The following is a 15,987-nucleotide window of genomic DNA, read 5'->3' on the forward strand; positions in this document are numbered from 1 at the left end:
AGCCGTCTTCGTTAAACGAAGTCGGTCGCGTCGATATCGTTGAAATCGACACCGGTCAGGGTGATGGTGCCATTGGCATGGGTGATCAGGGTATCTGCACCGCCGTTGGCCGAAGCAACCGTTACCGAGTTGAAATCGATATCAAGAAGATCGGTGCCATCGGTAAAATCGGTAACGGTGTCGTCACCGAAATTGCCCGAAGTGTCGAATTCGAAAGTATCCGCACCGCCATTACCGGTCAGGACATCGTCGCCAGCCCAACCACCAATGGTGTCATTGCCGGTGCTGCCGTTGATTGCAACACCTTGGGAATCGAATACGGATTCGAGCGTCGTTGTGCTGCCGGTATAGATACCAGTCAAAACAGAGTTGGTGTCGCTACCCGAAATGCCCAGGCCAGAAATATCAACCGACGAATCCGTGAATTCGTATTGGCCTGCGCCGCTATCATAGCTAAGCGTGCTACCGAACGAGAAACCGTCAAGATCACCCGTAATTGTGTGCGTGCTCAGGTCATAAGCAAAATTGCTTGCCCCCGCCGTTGCAAGAACACCACCGGTATACGAGCTGCCGCTATCCATATCTGCGGCATAATATTGCGTTCCACCAAATCCACCCGGCAGAGCACCATTGAAAAATGAGCCGTGATTCCCCGAACCAAGCGAGAAGTTCGCATTAAAATCGTCAAATACCCCATGCAGATCAACACCGTTACCGGACGAATTTGCGCTCAGATCAATCGTAATCGTCATTTTGATTTCTCCTGTCAGTTTGTTGCCCAACCATTGAACAACAACATGAGAATGACTCTTATTATCCCACAGAGTCAATTGAAAAATATTTTAAAATCAATTACTTAATTGGAAAACACCGAATAGCCGATCAAGCAAAACACCTGATCGGCTGTTGGGAGTTCCGGTATCTGGACGGCTTAGAAGTTGCCGCTCAAAGTGACAACAGCAGTCCGACCAGGAGCAGGTGCGTAGGTCCCGCCAGCCCCTTGCACATAGCCTTCGTCAAACATGTTATTCACTGCAAAACGCAACGTGACATTGTCGTTAACTTCGTAGGAACTGTAGAAATCGAAGACGCGATATTTGAAATACTCCCCAACGACACTTGAAAGATTCGAACTGCCAAAATTGTCCTGTGGGTAAACGAAGGTTGCCCGCATCCCCATCACAAGATCACGATCCAAAAGCCGGAATCCGCCATCCAGCGTGTATTTGCGTCTCGGGGTGGCGTAAATTCCGTATAGGTCGCCAGCATCGCCATAAATCGGATCTCCGACGCCAAGGGGACTTAGCCCGGAATTCGCGTATTGGTCATAATCGGTATCAAGAACGAACGGGTCATAGTCACCTTGCAGATCCGTATCCGCGAGCGTTAGTGTTCCGCCGAGATAATATCCACCCGCATCATAAGAGAGCTCCATCTCGGTCCCGTTGACATAGACGGGATCTTCAAGGTTAACCATTGCAGCGGCCTGATTTGAATTAATCAGCAAGCCAGGAATTATGGTGCTCGTTGTTGGCTGGGGCACATAGGCAATTGTCGCGTAATTATCAATTTTCGATCTGAAATATGCGACCTTGGCACGGAAACCATCACCTTTCTGAAGAACATTATCAAATTTGAAGTTGACGCCGATCTCCTTGGTTTCGGATTCTTCAGCCTTCAAGTTTGCATTCGAATAGAAAGGAATGCCCACGTTCCCGATATGGTCACCACTTAACATCGCTTCCTGAATTGTGGGTGCCCGCATGTTTTCGCGATAATTGGCAAAAAACTGAACACCTTCGATAGGTGAAATACTTGCGCCAAAACTTGGCGAGACCTTGCTTTCGGCAAGATCGATATCAAGCGGCGTTCCGCCATCCGAGCAAAGGTTGCCTGAGGCCGCTGTCGTTTCGCACCAGAAAGCATCACCGTTCAAGTCATAACGATCATATCGAAGACCTCCGGTAATCTGGAACATATCACTCCAACCATAGGTGGTATTGAGATACCCACCATAGACATTACGCTTGCCGCTTGGCGTGGAACCTTCAACCTGATAGGCAGCACCGGCACCACCAAGCCCGCCCATTTCAGCAGTTGTCTTGGCCTTGTCGTGAAAGAATTCCGTGCCGTAATCGATGCTGAAACGACTTAATCCGTCGCCAATTTTGTCGAAAGCGAAGTCACTGCGGTTCGCAATATCCGCTCCCGTCGTATCCAACGTATAGCGGTTATCAAACGAGTCCGTCGTAACGGTGCCCGAACTATTTACCCGTGCAGGACGAAACTGATGATTTTCGGTTCTGGTCCAGTAAACACCCGAATTAAGGTTGATCAGATCGGATTCCGGATTCCAGTTATGCTTTGCCGTCAGCGTATGGGTCTCAGTTTCATTGAAATCGGTATAGAGGTTAGTGACATCGTTTGTCTTCGCATAGTCACTTAGGGAGCCAACATAACCGAGGTTAATCTCCTGATCTTCGGTCAGATATATATTTGCTTTTACCAACCCTGACGTCTGACGCAGAAATGTGTATTCAGGACGCGAGTTTTCTGTCGAATAGTAATTTCCGTTCCCGGTGGTAAACAGACCCGGATTATGTGCTCCGGCACGGTAATTGCCGATCACTTTGCGGCTAATGGTTGCCGACATGTCAAACTTCGGCGAAATGCGTGCACCTGCGGATGCATCCCCAGCAAAATCATAGCTGTTGGTTCCATGGCTGATATTGACCTTGCCTCCCCATTCTTCACCCTCATCAAGGATATCCTGGGTGTTAAGCGTGCGCATGGTGACAATCCCTGCCGAGGCACCCGCACCACCATTTTGGGTCAGATTGGATTTTTCAATATCGACTTCAGCCAGCAACGCCGGATCGATATAGACACGTGACGTCGTACCATGTGTTAACTGGTTATAGTTTTGACGTGCACCATCGATGTTGACGTTGACACGGCCCATTTCCTGCTGACCGCGAACATTCACGGTCAGACCAGGATCACGGGCGTCGTTCGAGATATCCACACCGGCAACATTGTTGAAAATCTCGCGCGCTTCGCGAACGGGAGACTTGCGCATGCTTTCCTGCGTAATCACCGCTACAGACCCCGGCGTTTCATACACTTCGTCTGGCACTCCATTGGGACCTTGTGCCCTTTTGGCTGCCGTTACAGTGACTGGTGCCGTAGTGATCGAAGCGTTCTCAGCATCTATCTGACTGGGATCAATTACAGAAATGGCTGTCGAGTTGATAGCATTCCAGATCAGGCCACTTTGCGACAACATACGATCAAGAGCCGCACCGGCAGTCATGTCGCCCTGTACGGCGACACTTTGCACCCCGTCAGGCAGCGTTCCGTCAACCGCCACATCCACGCCTGACGCACGGGAGAAATAGACCAGCGCCGTGGCAAGAGGCTGTGCAGCGATGTCAAATGAATACACATCATTTGACAGGGTCGCAGCCCCCGTTGCGGCTTGCGCAATTTCAGTTTTGCTGACCTGCTGTGGCATTAGGGGTTGAGCACCCACGGCTAGCGGCATCAAAGCAATCATGCTACTGCCAAGTGCTGAGAATGCAATTACGCGAACATCCCCCAAAGATGTCCTAGATTTGAGAGCTATTTTGTTGGTGCCGACAATGCGACCCACCCCGTCCGAGAGCATTCTTTTTGTCTCCTGAGTCACGAATGCATATTCATGAGATTGCGTCGCATTCGTTTTTTCGTTACTCAGTTAGACGAAGCTCAGATTCAGATATCTGACATTCAATGCATTTTTTTGATAATAATTTTTATTATCAAGTTATTCTGACCGAACCGAAGAATGACATTGATTGGTGATCTTGAATTTTGAGAGGGTCAGACGGCACGAATGACGGTCAGGTAATCTGTAAACCGATGCACACTGATCGAAAGGACACTGGCCAGAACCGGCAGAACATCCTTTGACCGTTCAAGGTCGACTACAAGGGTTACCGGGCGGGATTTGAGTTCTTCGCCGATGATCATGATCTTGCCGTTCTGCCAGCGCTGCAGAACACGAACGACTTCCCCAAGAGGCTGCCCCATAAAGACAAGCTGGCCGTTCCGCCAGGCCAACTCTGTCGAAATATCAACCTCGTAAGGTCTCCCGATTTGCAAGTCGCCATACCGCACGGCATTTCCCGCGGCCAATTGCGTTTGCGCGCTACCCAAACGAACAATCAACGGATTTTGTTCAGCGATTACTGTGACATCCCCGTCATAAGCAGCCACGTCGAGCCTTCCCCCCCGCGACCAGCTTGTGCCACTGGCAGCCGCAACAAAAAAGTCGCTGCCAGTTGCCAGATGATTGAACCAGGCTTCGCCGCGATGAAGTTCGACACCGTTTACCCCATCACGCGCGACATAGGACATCACGGTGTCGCTTGCCAGTTCGGCCTCCACATCACCGGGAAGGGAAAAACGATGCCGTTCACCGGTCGCAGTCCGTATAACGGCAAAAGGATGATGCGGAGCGAATACCCAACCCGCACCGATAACCACCGCTGCGGCCGTTCCCGTCATAAAGGCGCGTCGGCCGACCTTGTTGTCAGTTGATAGATTAAGGCTGGTGCTGCCGCTCCAAAGCCTTTCGATATCGCCAAAAGCCTCAAGATGCGCCGGATCGGCATCGAGCCAGCGAGCAAACGCCCGACGGTCTTCTTCGGTTTCACTGCCATCAAGCAACAGGGCAAACCAATAGATCGCCTGTTCCGATACAGTATCGGGCAGATTTGCGGCGTGATTTTCACCTGTCATAGCCATGAATGCCGGATTCCATGCTTCATTGATCAGATGGTCTTTGCGCGCATCACACAAACACCCCGACTATTGGGACGAACCTGATGCGCATATTTCTGATCCGACATTCAATTTTTTTCCGATTTATCCATTGCCTCTTTGACAAGTGTCAGAGCGCGGACCATTCGGCTAAAGGCGGTTTGCGTCGGAATCCCAAGTTGCTCGCCAATTTCACCATAGGTCTTACCTTCAAGTCGGGCGAGAATGAAAACGGTCCGAAGGTTTTTTGGCAAAGCATTCAGCGATGCCTGCAACTGTCGTAATTCCTGTCGTGACCATGCGATCTGTTCAGGAGAAGGGGCGTCATCGGCAACGAATTCAAATGCTTTGTCAGGTTCCTGAACGAAGGTCAGTATCCGTTCCCGCCGGAAATGATCAATCACCAGATTCTGCGCTGTCCTGAACAGATAGGACTGGGCAAATTGCGGATCAGGCAACGATGGCGTGGCTACAACCCGAAGGAACGTGTCCTGCACGATATCGTCGGCCATATGCCACGAAAGTTTCCGCCGCTGCACAAAATGCAGCAGTCGGGACCGATAGGTACGGAATAGCATGTTGACATCCCAGTGCGTCACGGCTCGGACCTTTGGAATTATCCGCGTAGAGCTTGATGCAGGTATTTGGCACAAACAGCTTGCGGCGGCGTCATATCAGCGGAACAACATAAATATCGCACATGACAATCATTCTCAATTAAAATTTCAACTTATTGAAATTATGTGGTGATGTTGTTCACCCAAAAGAAACCCGTGCAAAAGGAGAAACTTTTGCACGGGCTAGCCAGAACTTCTGCATCAGACGGTCAAGAGCGGTTTTTACGCCGGAACCGCAAATAATTGCATTTTTTACCCTGGCGTAGCGCTTTTTGTTCATACCGGGTTTTAACCCAGTCGGCAGGCGGGTTGCGCCAGTCTTCCGGACTCTCGGCAAGCCACTCGAAATCCCGATGATTGTGCATATGCTGCAGGGTCCAGGAAATATATTGCATGTCGTCACTGGCAACCCGGAACTCCGCGCCGTCTTTCAGGAGACGCGCCAGCAATGCAAGATTCTTGGGACCAATAAACCGGCGTTCCGCATGGCGTTTCTTCGGCCATGGATCCGGAAACAGCAAGAATGCACGGTCAAAGCAGGCGTCAACCAGCTTGTAAAGCAGGGGGCGGGAATCGTCCGCAATGATCCGGACATTGCTTAGACCACGCTCGTCGATATGACGCAGGAGGCTGCCAACCCCGTCCATAAACGGCTCAGCCCCGATAATCCCGATCTGCGGGTTGGCCTGGGCCTGACCAGCCAAATGTTCGCCACCGCCAAAGCCAATCTCGAGCCAAAGCTGATCATGCTTTTCCCCGAAATAGTCGTTCGGATCGACACCGGCCTGATCTGGATAGGTAATCCCGATTTTCGGAAGCAACTCGTCAACCAGTGCCCGGCGAGAATCTTTGAGTGGGCGGCTGCCGCGACGGCCATAAAAATTCGGGCGGTCCGGGGTCGGTAACGGGCGATTGCTGTTGCGCATTGTCTTATCTGTCAGGACGGGTTTGAAAAATGGCTAAAAATCAAACGGGCGACCCCGGATTTGTATCGGGGCCGCCCGCCTCATATCACGTCACACGATTTTGGCAAATCGTGCTTTGTCTTTTCTGCCAATCAGGCACCGAATGCCGATTTCAGTTCACCAACCAGATCGGTGCGCTCCCAAGAGAAACGACCGTCTTCTTCTGCCTGACGACCAAAGTGGCCATAGGCAGAGGTCGGGGTATAGATCGGACGGCAAAGCGAAAGATGTTCGCGAATGCCCCGCGGGCTGAGATCCATCAACTGGCGCAAAACACTACCCAGTTTAATTTCGTCCACATTGCCGGTGCCATGGTTGTTGACATAAAGTGCCAGCGGCTTAGAAACACCGATCGCATAGGCAACCTGAATGGTGCAGCGTTCGGCAAGGCCGGCAGCAACCACGTTTTTCGCAAGGTAACGTGCGGCATAGGCTGCTGAACGGTCAACCTTGGTCGGGTCCTTACCCGAAAACGCACCGCCCCCATGAGGTGCCGCGCCACCATAGGTATCAACGATGATTTTGCGACCAGTCAGGCCAGCATCCCCATCGGGACCACCAATAACAAAACGGCCCGTCGGGTTAATATAAATCTCGTCTTCCGACGGCATCCAACCTTCCGGCAGGATCGTCTCGATATAGGGCATGACCAGCGAACGAACATCAGCCTGGCTCAGGCCATCAGCATGCTGGGTCGAAACCACAACCGAGGTCGCACCAACCGGCTTGCCATCGACATAACGCAGGGTAACCTGACTTTTGGCGTCCGGACCGAACTGGGCAGATTTACCGGAATGACGATCTTCGGCCATTTTGCGCAGGATACGATGCGAGAACTGGATCGGTGCCGGCATCAGTTCGTCCGTTTCGTCACAGGCGTAACCGAACATAATGCCTTGGTCGCCGGCGCCAAGGTCTTTCTCACCAGCGGAATCAACACCTTGGGCAATATCGGCAGACTGTTCGTGGACGTGGCACTCGATTTCAGCCGTTTTCCAATGGAAACCTTCCTGCTCATAACCGATGGCACGGATAGCTTCGCGTGCCTTTTCGATCATGACTTCCTTGGAAACGCTTTCAGGGCCGCGAACTTCGCCAGCCAGAACGACACGATTGGTAGTTGCCAGAGTCTCTACGGCAACGCGCGAATCTTCATCGGCGGCCAGAAACGCATCAACGATGGAATCGGAAATGCGGTCGCAAACCTTATCCGGGTGACCTTCGGAAACGGATTCGCTGGTAAAAAGATATTCGGAAAGAGACATATAAACCTTCTCCGGTGAAAAAAGGAGTTCCATAAACTGGACCGGAGGGCATCGATACAGACCTGTACCAATTGCGCCCACTTAGCCTTTTTTTGCGTGGTGGCAAGCGGTCCAAATCCGTCCACGTATTCGATTGGGCATATCGCCCGAACTGCGGTTTTGCCTCAATGACATTTTCAGGTCAAGAAAGATCGGTGCATAAGCGTAACGCGCCAATTGCATTTCGAGGATCAAAATGGTCTTAACAAAGGCAAAAAAGCGCATCGGGCCGGAAGCCACAAATGCGCTTTTCAAATTGATAGTTCCGGGTTTTCTATTTTACGTTTTCGTTGTCAGCAACAAGAATGCCCATTGATTTGACCAGCTCGAAAACGCGTTTCCGCTGCGTCGGATCAGTAATCCGATAATATGCCCGCACCAGCTCAAGCGTTTCGCGACGGTTCATCGGATCGTTATCAAACGGATCCGGGCTTTCCGACATTTCGCGACGCTCGTGCACGGATTTCGACGAAATCTCGTCTGGCATGTCATCAAAGAAGAATGAAACCGGCACTTCGAGAACGCGTGACAGATCGTAAAGGCGCGACGCACCAACGCGGTTTGCACCGCGTTCATATTTCTGAACCTGCTGGAATGTCAGGCCGATAGCCTCACCAAGCTTCTCCTGGCTCATGCCAAGCAGCGTTCTGCGCAGTCGAACGCGCGCACCAACATGAATATCAACCGGGTTCGGCTTGCCACTTGCGGTCCGGCCCCGACCTCTGCCACGGGTGTTTTTGACCATCGTGTTTTCATCCTTAGGCGACATTTTGTGTTGTCCTTCTCTCACTCCGACCTACCCGCTCTTATTTTTGGTGGGACAATCAGGGAGCGGTTCGGTGCTTCACACAGCCGCTTTAAGGGATTTGAAAAACCTACTATATCCCAAAACGAGAACGGCTAGAAAGGTTACAATACCGTAAAATAGAATATCGCGCCACAAATAATATACCGTGGTATGGTTATACACCCCCGAAAGGGGGTGAACCATGACTCCCTCTCCACTTAAGGGGAGTGTCACCAGTTCCCGTCCATATGCATCATACATTGCCGATACACCGGTATAGGCCGCCCGAACCATCGGACGCCCTTCTTCGACACTGCGAAACCGTGCAGCTGCCAGATGCTGATAAGGGCCAGCACTTTTGCCAAACCAGCCATCGTTGGTCACATTTAGCAACCAGTCGGGCTGATTGGCATCGTCAATAACCGCACCCGGGAAGATCACCTCATAGCAAATCAGGGGCGAGAAACTCGGCAAACCTGCAATATCAAGTGTCTGCGGTCCCGGCCCAAAAGAGAAATCAGTGCGTCCTGCCGTCAGTTTCGGGATCGGTATCCAGTTGCGGAATGGCACGTACTCGCCAAATGGGACGAGGTGGAACTTGTCGAAACTCGCAACAATCTCTCCGGTACTGTCGAGAACCTGAACCGCGTTCCAAACTTTGAATTCATCCGTATCCCGCGGATAGGTTCGTGGAGCCCCAGTAACCAGAATATCACCAGGTCCGAGAACCGAGGCCATCTGCAACCTGCGTACCGGTTGGGCTTCGACAAAAAATGTCGCAGCCGTTTCGGGCCAGATCACGATACGTCTGCGGTCCGGCGCCATATCGGCCGGGCGACGCGACAGTCGCAGCAGTTTTGCAAAATGCTGATCCTGAAGTTCCGGTACCCACTTTTCACGCTGCGGGATATTGGGCTGCACGACCTGCACCACAGGCAAATCTTCAGAAACGGCAACCTCGGCATCCGCTGGTCCCACCAGAGCAAGGCGAAGCGCCCCCCCCCCCCACAACAGCACTGCAATCATGATGCCCGCAAAAGCTGTCAATCGCCCGGCACGTCCTGCAACGAAAGTCGCAGGCAAAGTCGCAAAGAGGCCCGTGATCACCGATAGTCCATAAACCCCGATGATTGAGGCAAATTGCATCGGAGCCGGATCGACCGCCCAGACATGAGCCAGCAGGTTCCAGGGGAAACCGGTCATCAGATGGCCGCGAAGGAATTCAGCAACCGCCCACAAAGCTGCCAGCATCACAGCACGCCCGATAATTTTGCGCGTCAGCCGCCAGCTCGCCCAAACGGCAACCATCGGAAAGATCGCAAGCCCGCCACCCAGTCCGAGCAAGACAAATGGGATCATCCAGCCATAGATTTCCGGCTCGACCAGAAAGGCATGACTGACCCAGTAAAAACCGGCGGCAAAATGTCCGGTTCCGAACCACCAACCCGCCGAAAGCGCGCCTTTGTTGCATTTAACGCCGTCGAGCGACCAAAGCAGCACGGCAAAAGCTATCGGAAGGGCCGGTAAAAAGAAGAAAGGCGGCAACGCCAATACCGCAACCGCCCCGGACACCAGCCACAAAAAACGCCTGCGCCAACCCGAAAGGTTGGCCAGACGCGCCGCCAGTCTATCAATCATTGGATGATCCCTGTTTGGAACTTTCGTCACTGATCGCTGCCGGTTCCGTGCGGATCAGGTGAATGCGCAAGCGCCGGATACGGCGTGGATCGGCATCAAGAACCTCGAACTGGATACCGGTCGGATGCTCGATCAGTTCGCCTCGCGCGGGAACACGCCCCGCCAGCGAAAAGACCAACCCACCCAGCGTATCGATATCTTCGTCCTCATCCTCGTCCAGCAGGCCAAAACCCAGCTTTTCCTCGAGGTCCTCGACCTCGTAACGCGCATCGGCAATATAGCAGCCATCCGAAAGGCGGATCAGCTTAGGTGTCTGGTCAATGTCGTGCTCGTCGTCAATTTCGCCGACAATTTCCTCGACCAGATCCTCGATGGTGATCAGGCCATCGATACCGCCAAACTCGTCAACCACCAGCGCCATATGCGTCCGCGACAGACGCATTTCCGATAACAGGTCGAGGACACGGATCGCTGGCGACACGAACAGCACCCGGCGCAACAGGGTCTGCAGCTGGAATTCCTTGCCCGCCGCAACGCAGCCCAAAACATCCTTGATATGGACCATACCAACGATTTCATCGATAGACTCGCCATAAACCGGCAGACGGGAATGTGCCTTTTTCACCATCACCTCGACCAGTTCGTCGAGGGTGATGCTTTTTTCGACCGCTACAATATCAGCGCGCGGGATCATCACATCTTCGGCGGTCATATCGCGAAGGGCGATGATATTTTCAAAAAGCGACCGTTCATGAAGCGAGACGGGCTCATCATCTTCTTCACTACGTTCGGCAAGCTCTTCAAGCGTATCGGAAAGCGATGCTTCGCCGTTTCGCGCTTTGCCGCGCTTAAGGCCTAATGCCGATGCGACATTGCCCCATAAGGACCCGTTATCCGAATCCTGAGCATTATCCCCGCCTTGGCGAGGGCTCATACTGTCGTGGTCGTCGTCGCGCTGACTATTCTCGTTCATTGTCCTGTTTCGATATCTTGATCTTCGATCGGTTCATAGGGATCATCAATCCCCAGTGCGGCAAGAATTTGCCGTTCAAGTTCTTCCATCTCTTCGGCTTCATCATCAACCATATGATCATAGCCGACAAGATGCAGCGTGCCATGTACCGTCAGATGAACAAGATGATTTATCAGTGTCTTGTTCTGTTCAACGGCTTCACGTTCGCATGTTTCACGTGCAATGACGATATCACCCAGCATCAGGGGCATATCAGGTGACATCATGAAATCTGCCGCATCATCCGCACTTTCAAGTGCTGCGAACGATAAAACATTGGTCGGGTTGTCCTTGCCGCGATAATCACGGTTCAATATCCGGACCGATGCATCGTCCGATAGCCGAACACCAACTTCGACCACAGGTGCAATGCTCAGAAGTGATGCGCCATCTCCTTCGTCGGATGTTCCATCGGTTGGAACGGCATCTTCTTTCCAAAGCGCACCCTCACGCGCAGCGCCATCAAGTGCCGCACGCACAGCGTTTTCAATCGCATCAATCTCGGTCTTGGCCCAATTGCCGGCTTCAACATCAAGGTCCAGATCAAGCGGTGCGGTCATCGCCCTGATCCTCGTCCTTGATCCCGCGATAGCCTTTTTTCAGGCGGTCGCGCAAGGCATCTGCTGCGTCATAGGCCTGAACAATCTTGGTCACCAGTGCGTGACGAACCACATCGCGTTGATCAAACTTGATCGTCGCAACACCTTTGACATCCGCAATAGTTTCAAGCGCATCCCGCAAGCCGGATTTGGTACCATCGGGCAAATCGACCTGTGTCAGGTCACCTGTCACCACCATCCGCGATCCTTCGCCAAGGCGGGTCAGGAACATTTTCATCTGCATGGCTGTCGTGTTCTGCGCTTCGTCAAGAATAACAAAGGCATGTGCAAGCGTACGGCCTCGCATGAAGGCAAGCGGTGCGACTTCAATCTCGCCGCTTTCCATGCGCTTGATAACAACATCGCCCGGAAGAGTATCATGCAGCGCATCATAAAGTGGGCGCAGATAAGGATCGACCTTGTCCTTCAGATCGCCGGGCAGGAAGCCAAGCCGTTCGCCAGCCTCGACCGCCGGACGTGACAGAACGATACGGTCAACCTGCCCCTGAATAAGCGACTGAACCGCCATTGCGACCGCCAGATAGGTTTTCCCGGTACCGGCCGGACCAATACCAAAGACCAGCTCGTGATCAAGCATCGCCTCAACATAATCCTTCTGGCGTTTGGATCGCGGCGAAATCCGGCGTTTCTTGGTCTGGATGGTCAGGCGCGATCCGCCAAACATATCCTTGGTCTGGCCGGTCCAAGGATCGGCTTCATCAGGTTCGGACAGTCGAATCGCGCCGTCGACCGTTTCAACGTCGACATGGTCAATTTCCTTGTCCCGAAGACGCGCGTAAAGCTGCCCCAGAACCTTTTTGGCCTGGGCTACTTTGGGACCCTGCCCTGCAAGGGTTACCACCGACCCGCGACTGGAAACCTGAACACCGGTGCCTTCGGAAAGGCGGGTCAGGTTTTCGGCTTGTGGCCCGTATAAAAGCTGGGCAAGCGCATTATCTGCAAATTCGATCTGATCAGTATCTTTGGTCGAAGACTTGGCTTTTGCCGTGTTTTTTGCCTTTGCTGAGGTGGCAGTCACGCAATTTTCCTTTCAGAATCCCGGTTTTGAACCGGGGCATCGACCAGTTCACCGCCAAGGGAATTAGGCAGCGCTTCGGTGATTTTCAACCTTACTATTTGTCCCAATGAGGATTCCGGTAAACCGCTAACATGTACCGGCTGCATGTACGGGCTTTTTCCGACAAGCTGTCCCTCAAGTTTGCCATAACGTTCCAGCAGGACATCCATTTCCCGGCCAAGGCAGTTTCGATTGAATTCCAGCTGCTGCTCGGCAAGAAGCGCCTGCAAACGCATGATCCGTTCGGTCTTTACCGGCTCGGGAACCTGCAATTCCATGGCCGATGCCGGGGTGCCGGGACGTGGGCTGTATTTAAAGCTGAACGCCTGAATGAAGGTGATATCGCGCACCATCTGCATCGTGTCCTCAAAATCCTTGTCGGATTCGCCTGGGAAACCCACGATGAAATCGGATGACAACGCAAGATCGGGGCAGGCGTCTTTTAGTTTAGCAACGATTTCGCGATAAGACGCGCCATCATGTTTGCGGTTCATCGCCTGCAACACACGATCCGATCCCGCCTGAATGGGAAGATGCAGGAACGGCATCAGTTTTGGCAGGTCACGATGAGCCGCAATCAAATCACCATCAACATCGCGCGGGTGCGAGGTGGTGTAACGGATGCGATCCAGTCCATCGATCTCGGATAATTCGCGTAACAAACGGCCAAGCGTCCACTCACCACCATTCGGGGCTTCGCCGTGATAGGCATTTACGTTCTGCCCCAGAAGGGTGATTTCGCGCGTGCCCTTGCCAACAAGCTGTCGGGCTTCATTGACGACATCCATGCCCGGACGGGAATATTCCGCACCGCGGGTATAAGGCACAACACAGAAGGTACAGAATTTATCGCATCCTTCCTGAATAGCCAGAAAGGCTGAATAACCCTGCCTTGAAACCTGCTGGGGCAGATGATCGAACTTTTCCTCGGCCGGGAAATCGGTATCGATGATGCGATCACGCCCGATGGCACGATTGGCACGTGCCACCATTTCCGGCAAACGATGATAGGTTTGCGGCCCGAACACCATATCAACCATCGGCTCGCGACGCATCAATTCGGCACCTTCGGCCTGCGCAACACAACCGGCAACGGCGACAATCATCTTGTCTGTTCCGTTCGCTTCCTTGGCTTTTTTGTGTTTGCGGATACGACCCAGATCGGAAAAGACCTTTTCAGCAGCCTTTTCGCGGATGTGGCAGGTATTGAGGATAACCATATCCGCACCTGCGGCGTCGTCGACCGGCTGGTAACCCAGCGGCGCCAATACATCCTGCATGCGCTGACTGTCATAAACATTCATCTGACAGCCATAGGTTTTTACAAAAAGCTTCTTCGTCACGCTCACTTCTGGATCCGTTTTTGCTTTCCCGAATACGCCGAAAAGCGGTGTGAAAGCTCACACCGCAGAACGGACATCTTCGATATCTGAAATTCCGGTTACATGAAACCCAATTCACACAACCCGATTATATGGCAAAACTGTCAGGAACCGAACTGACGATCAGGTCCGAACAAACGAAAGTCTTCGGAAACAATGGCCAGCGGCGAAAAACCGATCAGGTCACCCGAACGTCCATTATCAATCAGCGGAACCGGAACACCCTGATGCATGCCGGTCAGTGCTGCGTGATGTCCACGCGCAACAGCTGTTTCACACATCCGGGCAAGTTCCTTGCGTGACCCGGCATCTGCCAGCGTCACAGGCGGATGAACAACCAGCTCAACCGTTACTTTGCCAAGCGCCAGAAACTGCCACAAATGCGGCGCCAAGTCCATATCCCCGTACCAGGAATAGAATGCCCGTAAATCACGCCCGATCGGCGCACCGTCAAGACGGGTGGCGGCAATCGAAACCGGTTGGACTTTTACTGGCGATCCATCAGGCATGGTGCGTTCGGCAACACCAAACAGGGTCGATTTGAACGGCAGCACACGGTTGCCGTCGTTGCTGGTGCCTTCCGGGAACAGGATCAGCTTATGCCCGTCGGCAAGGCGCTGGGAAATCTGGTCATTCTGTTCGCGTGCACGAACCGGACGACGTTCGACAAAGGTGGATCGCTGCAACTTGGCAAGTGTTCCAAAAACCGGCCAGCTGGCGACCTCGGTCTTGGCAATGAAACTGCCACGAACCAAAGCCCCCAGCACCGGAATATCAAGGTAGGATGCGTGATTGGCCACAATCACACCCGGCCCATCCATCAACTCTACCCCGGAAACCCGAAGCTCGATATGCAGGATTTTGAGGCAAAGTGCATGATAAACCCGCGGCAGGTCATCAGCCAATCGCAGTCGAAATGCAATCGCCATCACCTGAACCGGGATCAGGATCAAAGTCAGCAGAGCATAGGCCAACAGCCGGATGGCTGCACACGCATAACAGTTCACGATACCCTCGCGGTCCGCTCATAATGCTTGTAATAACGATCCGTTACCTTTTCCGTCGGTAACACAATGCAGATATCAGTGGTATTGAACTGATGATCAATCACCGCACCGTCACCAACGAAACCACCCAGTCGCAGATAGCCCTTGATCAATGGCGGCAGATCGCGAAGCGCCTGGCGGGCGTCAATTGCGTCGATAGTCGTACGCGCCATTGGTTCGTACCGACCTTCGACCGCACGCGGGCGCATTTCTTCGGGTGCCAGATGGTTGTGATGCAGATAGGTCAGAACATCACCAAACGCATCCGGATCGGTGCCATGGAACGATGCGCAGCCAAACATCAGTTTGATATCGTATTTGAATACATAGGCCGCAATTCCCTGCCAGAGGAGTTGCAGGGTCGGCATGGTGCGGTAGGCTTCCTCGACACAGGAACGACCAAGTTCCATGATCTCGCCATTGCCCTGTGCCGCATCAAGCATCGACTGGATGTGATATTCATCTGCGCTGTAAAAGCCACCGTGCTGATTGGCAACCGACTGACGCAACAGGCGATAGGTTCCAACAACACCGTCAGGTCCCTGTCCGCGATTGTGATCGATTACCAGCAGGTGGTCGCACAAAGGATCGTAGTGGTCAAAGTCGCGCTCGGCCGCAACCATTTCTGCGCTGGGCTTTGCCCCACGCTCCTCATAGAACACCTTGTAGCGAAGTTTCTGGCTGGCGAGTATTTCGTCCTCGGTTTCGGCGAGGCGTACCTCTAGCCGCTGCTGTCGATCGTCGCTCATCGCAACT

15 protein-coding genes are annotated in these 15,987 nt (G+C 53.0%); all 15 read right to left on the reverse strand.

The features are described 5' to 3' along the window. Positions 1–11: 11 nt before the first annotated feature. The gene (locus AUP42_RS21970; protein ID WP_062949900.1) at positions 12–752 is read right to left on the reverse strand and encodes a calcium-binding protein; all 741 of its coding nucleotides are present in this window, start codon (positions 750–752) and stop codon (positions 12–14) included. A 179-nt stretch (positions 753–931) separates the two neighbouring features. Next, positions 932–3,556, reverse strand: a complete 2,625-nt coding sequence (locus tag AUP42_RS06050; protein WP_231858173.1) for a TonB-dependent receptor — start codon at positions 3,554–3,556, stop codon at positions 932–934. A gap of 305 nt (positions 3,557–3,861) precedes the next feature. After that, entirely contained in the window at positions 3,862–4,788 is a 927-nt protein-coding gene (locus AUP42_RS06055) for a FecR family protein (protein WP_062950515.1), read from the reverse strand. 104 nt (positions 4,789–4,892) lie between these two features. Then, positions 4,893–5,381, reverse strand: coding sequence for an RNA polymerase sigma factor (locus tag AUP42_RS06060; protein ID WP_082824678.1), 489 nt, complete (start codon positions 5,379–5,381; stop codon positions 4,893–4,895). Positions 5,382–5,629: 248 nt separating this feature from the next. Further along, positions 5,630–6,346, reverse strand: coding sequence for a tRNA (guanosine(46)-N7)-methyltransferase TrmB (trmB, locus tag AUP42_RS06065; protein ID WP_062949904.1), 717 nt, complete (start codon positions 6,344–6,346; stop codon positions 5,630–5,632). 131 nt (positions 6,347–6,477) lie between these two features. Further along, positions 6,478–7,650 carry a methionine adenosyltransferase gene (metK, locus tag AUP42_RS06070; protein ID WP_062949906.1) on the reverse strand — a complete coding sequence of 391 codons (1,173 nt, stop codon included), beginning with the start codon at positions 7,648–7,650 and terminating at the stop codon, positions 6,478–6,480. A gap of 81 nt (positions 7,651–7,731) precedes the next feature. Beyond that, positions 7,732–7,944 (reverse strand): hypothetical protein, encoded by a 213-nt coding sequence (locus AUP42_RS06075; protein ID WP_062949908.1) that lies wholly within the window; start codon positions 7,942–7,944, stop codon positions 7,732–7,734. Positions 7,945–7,963: 19 nt separating this feature from the next. Continuing rightward, positions 7,964–8,458, reverse strand: coding sequence for a helix-turn-helix domain-containing protein (locus AUP42_RS06080; RefSeq protein WP_404969445.1), 495 nt, complete (start codon positions 8,456–8,458; stop codon positions 7,964–7,966). A gap of 75 nt (positions 8,459–8,533) precedes the next feature. Beyond that, the gene (gene lnt / locus AUP42_RS06085) at positions 8,534–10,114 is read right to left on the reverse strand and encodes an apolipoprotein N-acyltransferase (RefSeq protein ID WP_062949912.1); all 1,581 of its coding nucleotides are present in this window, start codon (positions 10,112–10,114) and stop codon (positions 8,534–8,536) included. Further along, positions 10,107–11,048, reverse strand: a complete 942-nt coding sequence (locus tag AUP42_RS06090) for a hemolysin family protein (protein WP_062950519.1) — start codon at positions 11,046–11,048, stop codon at positions 10,107–10,109. Before AUP42_RS06090 ends, lnt begins: the two co-directional genes overlap by 8 nt. Before the next feature lie 35 nt (positions 11,049–11,083). Continuing rightward, the gene (gene ybeY / locus AUP42_RS06095) at positions 11,084–11,686 is read right to left on the reverse strand and encodes an rRNA maturation RNase YbeY (RefSeq protein ID WP_062949914.1); all 603 of its coding nucleotides are present in this window, start codon (positions 11,684–11,686) and stop codon (positions 11,084–11,086) included. Then, the gene (locus AUP42_RS06100; RefSeq protein WP_062949916.1) at positions 11,670–12,764 is read right to left on the reverse strand and encodes a PhoH family protein; all 1,095 of its coding nucleotides are present in this window, start codon (positions 12,762–12,764) and stop codon (positions 11,670–11,672) included. The genes ybeY and AUP42_RS06100 overlap by 17 nt, the downstream gene beginning before the upstream one ends. Then, complete coding sequence (gene miaB / locus AUP42_RS06105) at positions 12,761–14,146, reverse strand: tRNA (N6-isopentenyl adenosine(37)-C2)-methylthiotransferase MiaB (protein ID WP_062950521.1); 1,386 nt, start codon at positions 14,144–14,146, stop codon at positions 12,761–12,763. The genes AUP42_RS06100 and miaB overlap by 4 nt, the downstream gene beginning before the upstream one ends. Positions 14,147–14,289: 143 nt before the next feature. Beyond that, positions 14,290–15,192 (reverse strand): lysophospholipid acyltransferase family protein, encoded by a 903-nt coding sequence (locus AUP42_RS06110; RefSeq protein WP_062949918.1) that lies wholly within the window; start codon positions 15,190–15,192, stop codon positions 14,290–14,292. Next, positions 15,189–15,980, reverse strand: a complete 792-nt coding sequence (locus AUP42_RS06115) for a GNAT family N-acetyltransferase (RefSeq protein WP_082824680.1) — start codon at positions 15,978–15,980, stop codon at positions 15,189–15,191. Before AUP42_RS06115 ends, AUP42_RS06110 begins: the two co-directional genes overlap by 4 nt. Positions 15,981–15,987: the final 7 nt, after the last annotated feature.

It is taken from the genome of Thalassospira lucentensis (assembly GCF_001613805.1).
In the GTDB taxonomy this organism is placed as follows: Bacteria; Pseudomonadota; Alphaproteobacteria; order Rhodospirillales; family Thalassospiraceae; genus Thalassospira; species Thalassospira lucentensis_A.

Coding starts and splice junctions, on each gene's coding strand:
- AUP42_RS06060 (WP_082824678.1), bottom strand. CDS start 5,381: ATGCTATTCCGTACCTATCGGTCCCGACTGCTGCATTTTGTGCAGCGG.
- lnt (WP_062949912.1), bottom strand. CDS start 10,114: ATGATTGATAGACTGGCGGCGCGTCTGGCCAACCTTTCGGGTTGGCGC.
- ybeY (WP_062949914.1), bottom strand. CDS start 11,686: ATGACCGCACCGCTTGATCTGGACCTTGATGTTGAAGCCGGCAATTGG.
- metK (WP_062949906.1), bottom strand. CDS start 7,650: ATGTCTCTTTCCGAATATCTTTTTACCAGCGAATCCGTTTCCGAAGGT.
- trmB (WP_062949904.1), bottom strand. CDS start 6,346: ATGCGCAACAGCAATCGCCCGTTACCGACCCCGGACCGCCCGAATTTT.
- AUP42_RS06090 (WP_062950519.1), bottom strand. CDS start 11,048: ATGAGCCCTCGCCAAGGCGGGGATAATGCTCAGGATTCGGATAACGGG.
- AUP42_RS06080 (WP_404969445.1), bottom strand. CDS start 8,458: ATGTCGCCTAAGGATGAAAACACGATGGTCAAAAACACCCGTGGCAGA.
- AUP42_RS06050 (WP_231858173.1), bottom strand. CDS start 3,556: ATGATTGCTTTGATGCCGCTAGCCGTGGGTGCTCAACCCCTAATGCCA.
- AUP42_RS06055 (WP_062950515.1), bottom strand. CDS start 4,788: ATGGCTATGACAGGTGAAAATCACGCCGCAAATCTGCCCGATACTGTA.
- AUP42_RS06115 (WP_082824680.1), bottom strand. CDS start 15,980: ATGAGCGACGATCGACAGCAGCGGCTAGAGGTACGCCTCGCCGAAACC.
- AUP42_RS21970 (WP_062949900.1), bottom strand. CDS start 752: ATGACGATTACGATTGATCTGAGCGCAAATTCGTCCGGTAACGGTGTT.